This is a genomic window from Cumulibacter soli, from assembly GCF_004382795.1.
GTDB lineage: Bacteria > Actinomycetota > Actinomycetes > Mycobacteriales > Antricoccaceae > Cumulibacter > Cumulibacter soli.
Genome location: NZ_SMSG01000004.1, coordinates 130,170 through 145,077 on the forward strand (window position 1 = coordinate 130,170; position 14,908 = coordinate 145,077).

At 62.7% G+C, this 14,908-nt stretch carries 12 protein-coding genes; 2 read left to right on the forward strand and 10 right to left on the reverse strand.

Annotated features, from left to right (window positions below):
- Positions 1 to 89 precede the first annotated feature (89 nt).
- Both E1H16_RS10135 and E1H16_RS10140 read left to right on the forward strand, forming a co-directional pair.
- Positions 90 to 701 carry a TetR-type transcription factor C-terminal domain-containing protein gene (locus E1H16_RS10135; RefSeq protein WP_134323763.1) on the forward strand — a complete coding sequence of 204 codons (612 nt, stop codon included), beginning with the start codon at positions 90 to 92 and terminating at the stop codon, positions 699 to 701.
- 133 nt (positions 702 to 834) lie between these two features.
- Positions 835 to 2,409, forward strand: coding sequence for an ABC transporter substrate-binding protein (locus tag E1H16_RS10140; RefSeq protein ID WP_134323764.1), 1,575 nt, complete (start codon positions 835 to 837; stop codon positions 2,407 to 2,409).
- Positions 2,410 to 2,642: 233 nt separating this feature from the next.
- Here E1H16_RS10140 and E1H16_RS10145 read toward each other — a convergent pair whose 3' ends face one another.
- The 10 genes from E1H16_RS10145 to E1H16_RS10190 form a co-directional block, all read right to left on the reverse strand.
- Positions 2,643 to 3,656 (reverse strand): ATP-binding cassette domain-containing protein, encoded by a 1,014-nt coding sequence (locus tag E1H16_RS10145; RefSeq protein WP_134323765.1) that lies wholly within the window; start codon positions 3,654 to 3,656, stop codon positions 2,643 to 2,645.
- Positions 3,653 to 4,672, reverse strand: coding sequence for an ABC transporter ATP-binding protein (locus E1H16_RS10150; RefSeq protein ID WP_208378984.1), 1,020 nt, complete (start codon positions 4,670 to 4,672; stop codon positions 3,653 to 3,655). Before E1H16_RS10150 ends, E1H16_RS10145 begins: the two co-directional genes overlap by 4 nt.
- Positions 4,662 to 5,633, reverse strand: a complete 972-nt coding sequence (locus E1H16_RS10155; RefSeq protein WP_208378985.1) for an ABC transporter permease — start codon at positions 5,631 to 5,633, stop codon at positions 4,662 to 4,664. The genes E1H16_RS10150 and E1H16_RS10155 overlap by 11 nt, the downstream gene beginning before the upstream one ends.
- Positions 5,634 to 5,638: 5 nt before the next feature.
- Entirely contained in the window at positions 5,639 to 6,583 is a 945-nt protein-coding gene (locus E1H16_RS10160) for an ABC transporter permease (protein WP_134323766.1), read from the reverse strand.
- Between the two features lie 222 nt (positions 6,584 to 6,805).
- Positions 6,806 to 8,410 (reverse strand): thiamine pyrophosphate-binding protein, encoded by a 1,605-nt coding sequence (locus E1H16_RS10165; RefSeq protein WP_134323767.1) that lies wholly within the window; start codon positions 8,408 to 8,410, stop codon positions 6,806 to 6,808.
- A 200-nt stretch (positions 8,411 to 8,610) separates the two neighbouring features.
- Positions 8,611 to 9,534 carry a sensor histidine kinase gene (locus E1H16_RS10170; protein WP_134323768.1) on the reverse strand — a complete coding sequence of 308 codons (924 nt, stop codon included), beginning with the start codon at positions 9,532 to 9,534 and terminating at the stop codon, positions 8,611 to 8,613.
- Between the two features lie 208 nt (positions 9,535 to 9,742).
- Positions 9,743 to 10,675, reverse strand: a complete 933-nt coding sequence (locus tag E1H16_RS10175; RefSeq protein ID WP_134323769.1) for an alpha/beta hydrolase — start codon at positions 10,673 to 10,675, stop codon at positions 9,743 to 9,745.
- Entirely contained in the window at positions 10,672 to 12,174 is a 1,503-nt protein-coding gene (locus tag E1H16_RS10180) for a class I adenylate-forming enzyme family protein (RefSeq protein ID WP_166741704.1), read from the reverse strand. Before E1H16_RS10180 ends, E1H16_RS10175 begins: the two co-directional genes overlap by 4 nt.
- Positions 12,167 to 14,134 carry a flavin-containing monooxygenase gene (locus E1H16_RS10185; RefSeq protein ID WP_208378986.1) on the reverse strand — a complete coding sequence of 656 codons (1,968 nt, stop codon included), beginning with the start codon at positions 14,132 to 14,134 and terminating at the stop codon, positions 12,167 to 12,169. Before E1H16_RS10185 ends, E1H16_RS10180 begins: the two co-directional genes overlap by 8 nt.
- Positions 14,128 to 14,907: an SDR family NAD(P)-dependent oxidoreductase gene (locus tag E1H16_RS10190; protein WP_134323771.1), complete on the reverse strand. Its 780-nt coding sequence runs from the start codon at positions 14,905 to 14,907 to the stop codon at positions 14,128 to 14,130. Before E1H16_RS10190 ends, E1H16_RS10185 begins: the two co-directional genes overlap by 7 nt.
- Position 14,908: the final 1 nt, after the last annotated feature.

Below are 14,908 nucleotides of genomic sequence, written 5' to 3' on the forward strand. Positions count from 1 at the left end.
CCCATAGACTAGGCCAACATGTACTGAGCGCTTACTACATTGCCGAGAGCCTTCTGCGGCGCGAAGGCCACAACTAGCTGGGGGACGCTATGACACAGACGCCCGCCCGCCGCGGTCGCCCACCTGAGTCCGCGACCGGGGACACGCGCAAGCGGATCTTGAACGAGGCCGCGAAGTTATTCGCGCGACAAGGGTTCCATGGAACGAGCGTCTCCGAAATCGGCAAAGCCGCCGGCGTCCAATCCGGAGCGCTGTACTACCACATCAAATCCAAAGACGAATTGCTGTGGCAGATCCTCATCTCGTACATCGAGGACATGCTTGAAAGCACGCTGAAGACGGTCGCCGAACACGACGCCCCCGAGGAACGGGTGCGCGCCATGGTCCACAACCACATCACCCAGATCATTCGATACCGCCGCCACGTGACCATCGAACTTCGCGACCGCGCCGCGCTGTCGAAGCCACACAAGGAGCAGTTGCAAGCGGCTCGCGACGAGGTGCAACGCCTGTGGCAACAAGCCATCGACGATGGTGCCGCGGCCGGCGTTTTCCGCTCCAACGATCGGGTCATCACCAACGCGCTGATCAGCATGATCAGCCTGGTCTCGCAATGGTTCAAGTTGAGTGGCGAGCACTCCAGCGACGACGTCGCCGACATACTTGCCGACCTGGTTCTCGACGGTCTGCGAACCCCGTGATCCGACCGAGTTACTGAGGCGTAGATCACGACCACTAGACGTCAATGTCAGGTCTCTATTAAATGGATCGACCCATACATTTTCGGGCCGCGAATGCACCCCGAAAACCCAACGATCCACAGAATGAGACGGCATGCGACGAGGCCTACAACTCACGACCGCTGCGCTCGCAACGAGCCTGATCCTCGCCGGTTGCGGCGACGCACCAGCAAAGGACACCAAAGAGACGTCGGACTACCCGACGGGCATTGATCTCGTAGAGGGGTACGACCCCGAAGCCAACTTCACGTTCGCCTACACGGCGTACGCCTCGAGTTGGGACCCGGTCGACAGCATCAACGGCGCCGACATCACCTTCTGGTACCCCGTCTACGACACGCTGCTGTACCAAACCCCGGAGGGCGAGATCGTCCCCCGGCTCGCTACCTCGTTCGAGGCTGCCGACGATCTGTCGTCGATGACGCTGACCTTGCAAGAGGGGTTGACGTACGACGATGGCGCCCCGTTCGACGCGGAGTCGGTGAAGTTCAACCTGGACCGTTATCGCGCCGAGGACAGCAAGATCAACGGCGACGTCCACCAGATCGCCAGCGTCGACGTGATCGACGAGCACACCGTGAAGATCAACGTCGATGGCGGCCTCGGCTCGCTCGCTGTCGCGCTCGCCGCCCGCGCGGGCATGATGACCTCCCCCGAGGCCGTCAAGTCCGGCACGATCAAGAACGAACCGGTCGGTATCGGCGGTTACAAGGTCACCGAACAGGTCCCCGGCGATCACGTTGACTACGAGAAGGTCGACGGCTACTGGGATCCTGACGCCCAGAAGGTCGCCACGATGACGTACAAGCTGATTAGCGACGACCAGACCCGCTATAACGCGCTCGCGGCCGGCGAGCTGGACGCCGCACAGGTCAACCCCGATCAGTTGGCCGCTGCCGAGAAGGCCGGCCTGAACGTCATCGCCAAGCCCAGCGCCGTGTTCTTGTATGTCGCGCTGAACACCCAGACCCCCGGTCTGGACGACCCAGAGGTCCGCAAGGCGTTGAATATGGCCATCGATCGCGAGGCGATCGCAGAGGGCATGTACGACGGCCACTGCACCCCACAGATCCAGCCGTACTCTGAGGACAGCCCGGCGTACAGCGAGGAAATCGGTGACGGTCTGGAGGTATTCCCGTACGACCCTGAGGCCGCACAGCAGATCCTCGAGGAGAAGGGCATCACCGACCTTGAGTTGGTGAACACCACGCCCAACGTCACGATCTACACGAAGTTCGCCGAGGTCGTACAGAGCGAATTCGAGAACATCGGCATCTCGGTCGAGGTCGAGCCGGTCCCGCCGGCGCAGATGGTCCAGGACTTCTCTCTGGAGAAGACCGCTGACATCGCCAGTTCGGTCTACACCGGTCTGAATGATCCCGACGCCCTGTTCAGCCGGTACTTGGGCCCAGGTGCGCTGTTCAACCCGGGCGGTTCGGAGGATCCGGAAATCACCAAGTACGCGACCGAGGGAGCCAACTACCTCGATCCCGAGGAGCGCAGTGCCGCGTACGACAAGATGATGGACGCGTGGGTGGAGAATCCGCCGCACATCATTCCGGTCTGCATGATCCACCTCGCGACCGCGACGCAGCCTGACGTGTCGAACATCTACCACAAGTCAAGCGGTTCACCCGACCTGCGCGGCGTAGCCGTCGGCAAGGAGTAATACCCGTACCACCTGGTTGCGGCGTGCTTCCCTCATACGCGAGGAGGGAAGCACGCCGTAACTCTTTTGAGCGCCACTCTTTGAGCACCCCTACAGCGGCCATCAACCGAACACGGAGCAGGTGACGGCCCCGAGGGGCAAGGGAGGGTCCATGCGGATGATCGGCTCCGGGGCAACAAAACGACATCGCCCGCTCCGTTCGGAGCGGGCGATGTGTGTGAGCAGGTCGAGGATTAGATCCGAGTGTCGTCCTCGATGGCTTTCTCAGCCTCTTCCTCAACGTTGTCAGCCGCTGCGTCCTCCTCAACCGGAAGGCCCTCTTCGATCTCATTGCGGGCAGTCGGATCGAGGATCTCGTCGACGTTGACGCCTTCGCGCTCCAGTAGCAAGCGACGCTCTTCCCGTCCCTTGAAGCTCACCTCGGGCACAGCAGCCAGCAGGCGGCGGGTGTACGCCTGGCTGGGGTTCTCGAAGATCGCGTCGGCGTCGCCGTTCTCCACAATCTCGCCGAGATACATGACTGCGATCCGGTCGGCGACTTGGCGGACCACACCGAGGTCGTGCGTGATGAACAAGAACGACAGGTGACGCTCAGCCTGAATGTCTTTCAACAGGTTCAGGATCTGCGCCTGTGTCGACACGTCCAGAGCGGAGACCGCCTCGTCGGCGATGATGATCTCCGGCTGCGCCGCCAGCGCACGCGCGATAGCGATGCGCTGACGCTGACCGCCGGAGAACTCGTGCGGGTACCGATGCAACGCGGTGGAGGGCAGACCCACCAGATCGAGCAACTCCAGCACCCGCTTGTCGAGGTCGGTTCCAGAGAGGCCTTCGTGGATGATCAACGGCTCACCGATGTTGAACACGACCATCTTCATCGGGTTCAGCGACGCGAACGGGTCCTGAAAGATCATCTGCAGGTGACGACGCTTCGAGCGCAAGTCCTTCTTGGACAGCGCCGTCCACTCTTCGCCTAGCACCGTGACCTTGCCGGCGTCCGGCGTCTCGAGGGCGGTGATCAGCTTCGCCGTCGACGACTTCCCGGAACCCGACTCGCCCACCAGCGCCAATGTCTCACCCGCGTGCAACTTCAGCGAGACGTTGTTGACCGCATGCACATGTGCCTCGGGTCGACCGATGAAGTTGCGACGAGTAACGAACTTCTTGTCCAGGCCCTCGACGTCGAGCACGAGTTCGCCGCGCTGCGGGGCCGAGCGAGCCGGGCTCGCCGTGGTCTGGGTGCTCATTCGACACCTTCCAGTTCAAGCTCGTGGGAACGGACGCACCGGACGCGGCCGGTCTCGTCGTTCTCCAGCGCCACCGGCGCATTGCACTTATCCTGCGCGTATTTGCAGCGCGGCGCGAATCGGCATCCGTCAGGCATCTCGTGCAGCATCGGCACCTTGCCGTCGATCGAGGGCAACTTCTCCATCTTCACCCGCGTCGAGGGAACCGATTCCAGCAGACCGGCCGTATACGGGTGCTTGGGGCTGGCGATCACACCGCGGGTGGTGCCCGACTCGATGACCTGTCCGGCGTACATCACCACCAGGTTATCGGTGTACTCGCTGATCACACCCATATCGTGCGTGACCAGCAAGACCGCCATACCTTCGCTGGCCAACTGCTGCAGCAGGCGCATGATCTGTGCCTGCACCGTCACGTCCAACGCCGTCGTCGGCTCGTCCGCGATCAGCACCTTCGGCTCGCAACTGATCGCCATCGCGATCAGCACGCGCTGCAACTGGCCACCGGACATCTGGAACGGATACGCGTTGAACCGCTCTGCCGGATGCGGAATGCCGACCTTCTCGAAGAGTTCGATCGTCCGCTTCTTCGCCTCCGCCTTGCTGACGCCGGTGTGCCCGCGAATGACCTCACTGATGCTCCATCCGACGGTGAACATCGGATCGAGGCTGGTCATTGGCTCCTGGAACACCATCGAGATGTCGTTACCGCGAGAGGCCCGCAGTGCCTTACCGCGCAGCGCCAGCAGGTCGGTGTCACCGAGCATCGCGCGCCCGTCCTCGACCTTCAGCACCTTCCGCTCGAGCAACTGCATCACCGACAGGGCGGTGACCGTCTTACCCGAACCTGATTCACCGGCCAGGCCGGTGATCATGCCCGGGTACAGCTCGAGGGAGACATCTTCGATCACGTTCAGTCGCCCGCGATCGGTCGCCGCCGATACCTTCAAGCCCTCAATCCGCAGGGAGGACCCGGTGACGTCCATCGTGGTTTCGCTTGTCGCACTACTTGCCACTGCGAATCTCCTTGCCAAGTGAATCGCGCATACCGTCACCGAGGAACTGCAGCGCGAGAATCAGGATCGTGATTGCCAGACCAGGCGGAAGGGACTGGAACGGCAGTTCGTTGATGCTTTCGAACGAGCGCCGAAGCACAACACCCCACGAGGCCTCAGGTGGCTGCACGCCGATACCGAAGAACGACAGCCCGGCCTCGACGAGCACACCGTAACCGAGCAGCAGGGTGCACTGCACGATGAGCGTCGGCGCGATGTTCGGCACGATGTGCGAGCGGATGATGCGTCCGGGGGACGCGCCGATCGTCTTTGCCGCGTCGACGTACATGGACGTTCGGACCGCCATGGTTTCACCGCGTAGAACACGGAAGAAGCGTGGCGCGAACAGGATGCCGACCGCGATCATCGCGTTGACCGTGGATTGACCACGAACGGCCACGATGGCCATCGCCAGGATGATGCCGGGGATCGCGAACAGCGCGTCAGCGATACGCGAGCCGAGCCAGTCGACCCAACCGCCGAAGTAGCCAGCCGCTAGGCCGGTGGGGACACCCAGCAATAGGCCGACCGCAACCGCGATGACCGGCGCGAGGAGCGTGATAGCGGTGCCATCGATCATCCGGCTCAGCACGTCGCGCCCGAGATCGTCAGTACCGAAGATGTGCGCGTTGTGCGGCGGGAGGTTCTTGTCCAGCAGCGATTGCTCGGTCGGGTCGTACGGGACCAACAAGTCGCTGAAGATTGCGACCAGAACCAGGAAGACCAGGATCGCCAGCGAGATCATCGCCAGCTTCTGCTTCACCAGACGCTTAGCGAACCGCTTCAGCGGGCTGCCTGTCGATTCCTTACCGAGACCCTCGGCAGCGGAGATCTTGGCGTCCATTTCCGCCTGCGTCAACGTACCGTTCGACGAGTCAGCCACTGCGTCGCCGTTCTGTGGATTCTTTGGATTCTTAGCCATATCCGTTACCGCTTCCGAAGCTTCGGGTTAATCCAGGCGTAGGACAGGTCCACGATCAGGTTGGTCACGATGACGACCGAAGCCACCAGGATGACCACACCTTGAATCGCCGGGATGTCCTGCGATTGCACCGAGGTCAGCGCCAAGTCACCAATACCCGGCATCGCGAACAACAGCTCGACGACAACCGCGGCGCCGAGCAAACGCTCGACCTGCAGACCAGTAATCGTGGCGACCGAGACACCCGCGTTGCGCAGGGTGTGACGCAGTGTGATCGAACCCGACTTCACACCCATGGCCCGGTTGGTTCGGATGAAGTCCTGCCCGACGACCGTCACCACGGAGGATCGAGTCTGACGTGCGATATCGGCTGCGGATGTCGCCGCGACAGCGAGGCCCGGTAGCAACATCGAGTAGATCCAGCCGCCGAACCCTTCAGATATCGGCGTATAGCCAGTGGCGTTGAACCACCCAAGTTCGATGGCGAAGATCGAGATCATCACCATCGCCAGCCAGAAGGCGGGGACGGAAATGCCGAGCGTGGTAATACCGGTCACCAGGCGGTCGGTCAGACTGCCAGGCCGCATACCGGCGATCAGGCCGGCGGGGATGCCGATCAGGATGGCGAAGAACAGACCGACCACGATGATCGAGAGCGTGACGCCGATGCGGTGGGTCAGTAACTCGGTCACTGGAACGCCGTAGTGGAACGAACGGCCAAGGTCACCCGAGAGCGCCGAACCGCCCCAGTCGAAGAACTGGACGAAGAACGCCCGGTCAAGACCCATCTCGTGCCGCACGGCCGCGATCTGCTCTGCGGTGGCGCCATCACCGGCCATCGTGGCCGCCGGGTCACCCGGCATCAGGTACACGAGGCCGAACGTGATGCACGCCACGATCACAATGATCGGGAGCGCCACCAACAAGCGCCGAATTATGTATCCGATCATCGGCACGTCCCCCCAATTCCGTTCATCCAGAAACCCTTCCGATAACGCCGCAAGTCGTCGACGTGCTGGCCACGGTCAAAAGTGTTAGCTTTCGCCCACGCCGCCATGGCGCGCGTCACTAACAGCACCCGACTATCCGACTATTTACTGAGTGCTCACTCAATAGGTAGCGAGCGACCGTGATACTTTTGTAACCATCGTCAGCGATCAGCTGACGGCCGACTATTCGGCAGTGTTGATCGAGGGGTCCAGCCGGATATCAATTGCGACCGGACCTTCCTCGTCCAGTAGCGCGGGGACCTTGTCGAGATCATCGAGCGAGTGCACACGCAGGACGCGGGCGCCCAGCGATTCACACACCCCTGCCAAGTCGGGGAAATGAGTCAGCGAGTAACTGGGATCGACCCCATAGTCCTCGAGTTTGTAGTACTCAGCGCCGTACGCCCCGTCATTGAGAATGACCAGTGCGAGCTTGGCGCGCTGCCGGACGGCGCTGGCTAGTTCGGTCGGGTTCATCATGAATCCCCCGTCGCCCACCACGCCGACGATGAAGTCATCGGGGTGTGCGCCAATCGCACCGATTACGCCGCCAAGCCCGAGGCCGATCGAACCGAATGCGCCCATGTTGATGAACTTGCGCGGATCCGCCACCTCTAGGTAGGGCCATGCCGCGACAACGAAGCGTCCGATGTCGTTGACGACGACGCGGTCCTTGGGCAGCAACCGATTGAGTTTGACCATGGCCGAACGCGGGTCGACCGTGTCAGTACCCGAATGATCTGTGAACTCGTCCTCGGGCTTCCACTCGGCCAGCTTGGCGGCGATCTGATCGCCCCACTGTTGCCCGCCGGTGTGATCGGCCTCTACGAGTAGCGCCAAGATCGCTTCTGCGCTGAGTTTTGCGTCAGCGACAACCGGCGCGTCGACCTGGGTAAACCGCCCGAACCGCGAGGGGTCCTCGTCAACCTGGATGACGGTCTTGTCCTTGGTGAGCCCGCCGCCGTCCGAGGTGTACACGTTCAGGGAGGCGCCGAATGCGATCACGCAATCTGCCTCGCCGAGCGCACCCGAAGCCACCGAATGCGACAAGGTCCCGTGAATGCCGACATTGCGTGGATGTCCGCTGAACATGCCCTTGGCCTGCAGCGTGGTCGCCAGCGGGGCACCGAGCCGATCCGCGAGCGCAATCAGCGCCTCTTTAGCGCCGGAGTCGACCGCACCGCGCCCAGCCAGGACAACCGGACGACGGGCACCTACGAGCGCTCCGACGGCGACGTCGAGTTGATCTTCGGTGGGCGCTGCGGGGCTGGCCTTCACCGGCAACGGAATTCCGGACGGCTCGGGAACCGTCACCTTGAGCATGCTGAACGGAATGTCGAGCACGATCGGTCGACGCTCCCCCACAGCACGCTGCATCGCGCGAGCCATATCGCGTAGTGCGCTGCCAGGACGATAGATGGTCTCGAAGCCAGCGCCGGCTGCCTGAGCTACGGCGGCGATGTCGACCTTCTGGAAGTGTGTCGCCTCCAGCGGGGTCTCACCGGCGAGCAACACCACGCTGCTGCGGGCACGTACCGCCTCGACCAGAGAGGTCATCGTGTTGGTCAGGGCGGGGCCATGGGTCACCGAAGCGATCCCCGTCTTCCCGGTGAGCCGGTAGTAAGCGTCGGCTGCACCTACCGAACTGCCTTCGAACGACACCGGCAAGTAACGGTGCCCCTTGTTCTGGTAGGTCGCAAGGTACAGCATGTTGGCGTCCCCCATCAGGCCGAACACCGGCGAACCCTGTGCGCCCAGGAAGTCCGCAACCAGTTCGTGCAGCTCCATCGCCGTCCCCTTCACTACCTCATCCGACTGCGGTACATGTATGTAGCAGTCACTCTAAATGCGTGTGGCGCACATTACCTCACCCAGGTGACGGTAGGGAGTTGCCGGGGTCTTGTCCACAGCTCCCGCGGAACCGACCGACCCCGTCCCTTTGGTCACCTGACCCCCTACTCTCCAGTACGCCTGCGAGCACCTTGGCATCACGCCGATCGCGCGGCGACCCGCTCGTCGAGAGCGAAGTGAGCGCGCACCTCCGTGCCTGACGTTTCTGTCCGCGCACGTACCTGAAGCTGGCCACCATGCCGAGCCGCCCGCGAGTGCATACCGCGCAGTCCAGAGCGACTGTTATCCGCGACTGATGGCATAAAGCCGACACCGTCATCAACCACGGTGACGACGAGCGCACGCCGGTTGTGCTCGATCGTCAATTCGACCGCGATGCAGCGGGCGCGCGCATGCTTCACCACGTTATTCATGGCTTCCTGCACCAGTCGATACGCATCGGCGGCAACTTCGGTTGGCAGACGAGTCAGATCCGATTCCGCGTGGACCGCGATTTCTAGACCCGACTGCCGGGACAGCTCGTTCGCGTGCACCTCGAGCGCTCCGCGCAAATCGTGCCGATCCAGCGCTTCGGGCTGGTCGAGGTAGGTCGCCTCACGCAGCGCAGCCACCGATCGGGCAGCCATTCGTTGCACATCTGCCAACCGCTGCCGCAAACTCTCGACATCGTCGTGCGCGGCCAGCGCGGCTTCAACCTGCAGGTTCAGCGAGAACAACTGTTGCGACAGCCCATCGTGCACGTCCTGGCGCATTCGACCCCGAGCGGCGTCGGCGGCCTCCTTCGCGATTCTATCGAAGTTGTTGGCCGTGTCGACCGCAGTCCCGACTACCTCGCCGAGTCTGAGCAGTAACGCGGCGTCCAGTTCAGTCGAATCCGAAAACCCCGCTCCGAGCACCCCGACGCAGCGCGACTCGGCCATGAGTGGCACCGCGGCCCACACGCTTCGATCCTGACCGCGCCGCACTACATCCCACAATTGCGCCCAACGATCGTCCGTCCCGATCTCATGCCGCACCTGCGGCATCACGGCGAGGCGCCGCTTATGAAAGGCGACCCGCATTGGCGAAGGAGCGCCGCGCTTGAGGCAGGCGTTCAAGCATGTTCGTCACGCGGTCTCACAGTTCTATCGGTCTCATGCTTGAGTTCTAGTCAAGTCCGACCAGCTCAATACCGACAGCGCTGTTTGTTGCGATCAGTCGCGACAAATGTCGCGTACTGGGTCGGCCACGACAAGCGACGATCTGACGTCTGTCGTGGCCGACGCGGGACTACCCCTCTCGGCAGCGGCTACGTACATAACGGGCAACCGACTCGAGTGCCCGGCGCCCCTCGGGCAATCGCGATTCGAAGAACGGCAGTACATGTAGCCCGTACGGCCAGACGTCCAGATCGACGCGCACCCCCGCCTCGCGCATGGCTCGCGCGATCAGTAGTGAGTCATTCAGCAGGACCTCATCGGCACCCACCTGCACATGCATCGGTGGTAGTCCGCTCAGATCGGCGTACACCGGCGACGCGCGAGGGTCGGTCGGGTCCCCGCCGTCAAGGTACGCCGTCGCATACCTACGCGCGGCCGCCAGCGACACAATCGGATCGTCGTCGGCCCGCGTCAGGTACGAGCCACCGCCGACGGAAAGGTTGGTCATCGGCGAGATGAGGACCCCGCACGATGGCTCCCGCAAGCCGGCGTTGGCCGCTCCCAGAATCGTAGCGAGGGCGAGCCCGCCGCCAGCCGAATCCCCCGCCACGATGACATGCTTGTCCGCCAACGGTGATTCGGTCAGGGCTTGATAAGCGGCGAGCGCATCGTGGTACGCGGCGGGAAACGGGTGTTCCGGCGCAAGCCGGTAGTCGACCGCGATGACCGTGACCTCAGCAGCTTCCGCGAGCGCACCGCACATACTGCGGTGGGTCGCCAGCGAACCGATACAGTACCCACCCCCATGGAAATAGAGCATGACATCGCCGTCCGACCTGACGTCCGGTTCATGGATCTCCACCGGGATCGCGCCAAGCAGATCCGATCGGACCGACACGTCGAGGTCCCGATTACTCATGGCCTGTGCATGTGCTTCGTAGCCACTGCGTACGGCTTCCATGCTCGCTGACGGATCGCTCGGCCGCTGCAGCAGCCGTTCTCGAAACGAGACGTATTCGCTGCTGGCCGTCACCGCCGCATTCGGTTCATCCGATCTCGTCATTCTCGCCCCTCATCACCGTGCTGCCTCAGTTCGCGTTTGAGTAGCTTGCCCGTTGTGTTGCGCGGCAGTGGTTCGGACCGAAAATCGACACGTTCGGGCAGCTTGAACTTCGCTAGGCCGCTCGCCAGGAACTGCAGCAGCGAGTCCGCGTCAACGTCGAAGGCCGGCTTGAGTACGACGACCGCACGTACACGTTCACCCAATCGCTCATCGGGATAACCGACGACCGCAACCTCCGCCACGGCTTCGTGTTGCATGATGGCGTTCTCGACCTCGGATGAGTAGATGTTCTCCCCGCCGCGGATGATCATGTCTTTAACTCGGTCCACGACGTAGAGTCGACCGTCCTCGTCCATCCGAACCATGTCTCCGGTACGGAGCCAGGGACCATCGAACGAGTCGGTTGCGCCCTCGGAGGCCCAGTATCGCCGGGAGACATGTGGTCCACGGACGAGGAGTTCGCCCACTTGTCCCTCCGGCGCCTCAATCCGAATGTCGGTGCACACATTGAGATAGCCCACCGAGGCGGGGTGAGCAACAGCGTCCGCATCTGGGAGGTATGTCGCGTTCCCGTACTCAGTCATTCCGTACCCATTTCCCAGACGCGCGCCGGGATATCCGGCGGCCAGCGCCGGCGGCAGCGTCGTGGGTACGGGCGTGGAGCCATACAGCACGGTGCGCACGGAGGACCGGTCTGTGGATTCAAAGTCGGGGTGCGCCAGCACCGCGAAGTGAATGGTAGGGACGGCCAGCAGCGAGTTGACCCGATACTTCTCGATGCAGGCCAGATAGTCGCTGGCATCGAATCCGGTACGGATGACGCAACTGCCACGCGAGCGGAAGGTGGTCAGCAGTTGCGTCACCAACCCCGCCGCGTGGAACAGCGGCATCGCGACGAGCGATACGAACCCGGTGGGCACACTGTCGTCGATCTCGAGGGCACGGCTGAACGCTTCGGTACTCGAGAGCAGGTTCGTGTGCGTCAGCACCGCGCCCTTGGGAAATCCGGTCGTACCGCTGGTGTAGCAAATAGCCGCGACGTCGCCCGCAGCCACTTCCTCGTCGTAGTATCCCGACCCGCGAGGAACGTCGGACCCCGCGCGCAACGTCAGCACGGCAGTGCAGTTTTCGACGATGTAGGCCAGTTCACGCTCGGTGAGTTTGGGATTCACTGGAACCGCGATGGCCCCCGCCAGCAGTATTCCAAAGAAGCTCTCGATCCACGGCAGTCCATTTCCCAGATATAGAACCACTCTGTCGCCATGGACGACTCCGCGATCTCGCAATCCACCCGCCACCTCACGGGCGGCCTGGTACAACGAGGCGAATGTATGCACCGATTCGTCCGGGCCGACGAGGGCGGTCTTGTCGCCGCTGTCCGCTGCGGCGTCTCTCAGGAACGCCAACAGCGTGGGCGGGATGTCGGTGAAGTGCCGAATCCCCTCTGCGTCGACTTCGGTCCCGGTGAGCGCCAATGCGGTTCGCAGTGGGTTATCCATGATCGACATCCTTCGCGGAGCTCTTGGCAATCACATAGTCCTCAAATCGAGGTCGCTCGGTCATCCGCCAGTAGTCAACACCGCGGAACGGTGTGTTGATGGTGACCCGTCCAGACGAGTTCCGATACCAGTTCGTCGCACCGGGGTGGGTCCAGATCAGCGATTCGTGCTCTCTATCTACCTCAGCGTTGTACTGCTCGGTAATGTCCGCACGCGGCTCGATTGACCACCACTGTTCCTCGATCATCCGAACGAGTATCTGGGCGATATACGCGGCCGCACACTCCGCTGGGTAGATCGCGCTGCCGCCGTGTCCGATCGCGGTGTGTGGGCCGCCCACCATAAACAGATTCGGGAATTCAGGTACGCCAATGCCCAGGTACGCCGATGCATTGTCATCACCCCAGACGTCTCTGAGCGAGCGGCCGCGCGCGCCGACGATGTCCATTGGCCACAGCATCCGGTGGCTGTGAAAGCCGGTGGCGAACACGACCAGATCGACGCGATGCCGCGCGCCATCGTCGGTGATGACACCGTCCTGATACAGCGCAGACACGGCGTTGGACACCAGGTGTACGTCGGGTCGTTGAATCGTCTGTAGCCAGTTATTGTCCATCAGAATCCGCTTGAGGTATGGCGGATAAGCAGGAACTGTCTGCGCGATCAGATCGGGATGCGCGTCGAGCTGGGTAGTGATGTGCTGCGTAAACGCCTCTCGGATTCGGTCGTTTCTCGCGTTGATGGATCGGTCCTGATGCGGCCATTGCGGATCGCGGTGCAGGGTCGAAAGGAGCTTGTCCTGGAGCAGCCAGGTGAGCCGAAGCCGATAGAACGCCGCGTAATAGGGCATCTGCGACATGAGCGTCTGAGATCCGCGCGTGAGATCACGGTGATAGTTCGAGCTGGGCACCACCCATTGCGGCGTGCGCTGGAATACGAACACGTCGGCTGCGGTGCCGGCTAAAGCGGGCACGATCTGCATAGCGCTCGCGCCGGTACCGATTACTGCAACGCGCTTGCCGACGTGATCGACCGAGTGGTCCCACCGCGCCGAGTGAAATGCCGGAATCCTGAGATCGTCCATTCCCTCGTACGGCGGAACCGACGGCTGATTCAAGATCCCGACGCAGGAGATCACGGCGTTGTACCGTTCGTGCGACTCGGTTCCGTTCTCACGCAGCACGACATCCCACATGGCATCCTGCGCATCCCAGTGGGCGCTAATTACTTCGCACCCGAACCTGCAGTTGTTCCGAACTCCGGTGTCGTCGGCCACGTCTCGGATATAGGCCAGGATCTCCGGCTGTTTGGCGTAGTAGCGGCTCCACTGCGGGTTCGGCGCGAACGAGTAAGAGTACAGGTGACTGGGCGTGTCCACCCCTGCGCCGGGGTAAGTGTTCTCCCACCAGACGCCGCCGACATCGGCGTGCTTATCCACCTGCTCGTACTCGATTCCAAGCTGCGCCAGGTTCCGGGCCATCGCGATGCCCGCTAGTCCCGCGCCAATCACCAAGGCACGGAACGATTCAGCCGAGGATGGGCGGCCGTCACGCCAGCGGATATCGCGCGCTTGAAAGCCAGCCTCCTGCGCCATCGTCGTCGCGTAGTCGTCCGGAACCGTCTCCCGCAGCGACAGCGACAGCAGCCGGAGCGCCTCGTCAGGAGTGGGCGGTGCGGGAATCTGCCGCTGCCCATCCCGCACCTCTGTCAAGACATTGAGCGCGGCCGTCCGCGCCTCCCGTTGTGCGGCCGGCGACAAACCTCCGCTGTCGTTGTCATCGAGCGGGGCCGATCGGGTGGGCTGAAACTCGCCATGCAACCACTTGTCTTCGCCGGTGAGGTGTGCGAGCGCGGCTAGCAAGGTGGGCAGGTTCGCATCCTCTAGGGCATCGCGCAGTTCGTCATCGCCGGCGATTACCGGTTGAGAAGCGCGCAGCGCCGTCACTTCTGCGTTCAGCACGCGAAGCCACCATCCACGGCGAGGCTTTGGCCGGTAATCCAGCTCGCGCGCGTCGACATCAAAAACGCGACTGCTTCGGCCACTTCATCTGCGGTGCCGAGCCGCCGCAACGGGAGCGCCTTCCGTGCCGCATCGATAATCTCGTCGGTATATTCTCCCCGCTCCCAGAACGACTGCCACATGCCCTCACCTTCGAGCATTCCCACGTCGACCGTGTTCGCGCGAATCCCGAAGCGCCCTTCCTCGGAGGCAATTCCCCGGATCAGCGCCCGGATCGCTGCCTTCGGCGCAGATGACAGCACATCGCGCTTATAGTGTCGATCGATTGCCGGAGTACCGACGGCAACAACGGCACCGCCACGCTCCCGAAGGTGTTTGAGCGCCGGCCGCACCAGGTTGAAGCACGCGATGGCATCGTTCTCGATCACCCGTCGAAACTCGGTCGGTTTCAGATCTGCGATGAACCGGAAGTCAAAGTCTGGTCCGGCTGCGTACACGACACCGGATAGGTCGTGGCCGTCGGCAAATTCATCAATGCCGCTCTCGAGCTGATCGGCATCGGTGAAGTCGAGCTGGATCAGCCGACCCTGTCGACCCGCCGCTTCGACCTGCTGTAGCACCTGCTGCGCGCGCTCGATCCGACTGCGGTACACAACCGCGACGTCCCATCCGTCGGCGGCGAGCGCCCGGCATGACGCCGCGCCCACCCCGCCGGACGCTCCTCCCACGATGACCCAGCCACGAGCGGGCTGCTGTTGACTATCTGAACTCATG

Bases quoted from the DNA above. Each gene is read 5' to 3' on its own strand.
- E1H16_RS10135 (WP_134323763.1), top strand. From the start codon at position 90: ATGACACAGACGCCCGCCCGCCGCGGTCGCCCACCTGAGTCCGCGACC.
- E1H16_RS10140 (WP_134323764.1), top strand. From the start codon at position 835: ATGCGACGAGGCCTACAACTCACGACCGCTGCGCTCGCAACGAGCCTG.
- E1H16_RS10145 (WP_134323765.1), bottom strand. From the start codon at position 3,656: ATGAGCACCCAGACCACGGCGAGCCCGGCTCGCTCGGCCCCGCAGCGC.
- E1H16_RS10155 (WP_208378985.1), bottom strand. From the start codon at position 5,633: ATGGCTAAGAATCCAAAGAATCCACAGAACGGCGACGCAGTGGCTGAC.
- E1H16_RS10160 (WP_134323766.1), bottom strand. From the start codon at position 6,583: ATGATCGGATACATAATTCGGCGCTTGTTGGTGGCGCTCCCGATCATT.
- E1H16_RS10165 (WP_134323767.1), bottom strand. From the start codon at position 8,410: ATGGAGCTGCACGAACTGGTTGCGGACTTCCTGGGCGCACAGGGTTCG.
- E1H16_RS10170 (WP_134323768.1), bottom strand. From the start codon at position 9,534: ATGCGGGTCGCCTTTCATAAGCGGCGCCTCGCCGTGATGCCGCAGGTG.
- E1H16_RS10175 (WP_134323769.1), bottom strand. From the start codon at position 10,675: ATGACGAGATCGGATGAACCGAATGCGGCGGTGACGGCCAGCAGCGAA.
- E1H16_RS10180 (WP_166741704.1), bottom strand. From the start codon at position 12,174: ATGGATAACCCACTGCGAACCGCATTGGCGCTCACCGGGACCGAAGTC.
- E1H16_RS10190 (WP_134323771.1), bottom strand. From the start codon at position 14,907: ATGAGTTCAGATAGTCAACAGCAGCCCGCTCGTGGCTGGGTCATCGTG.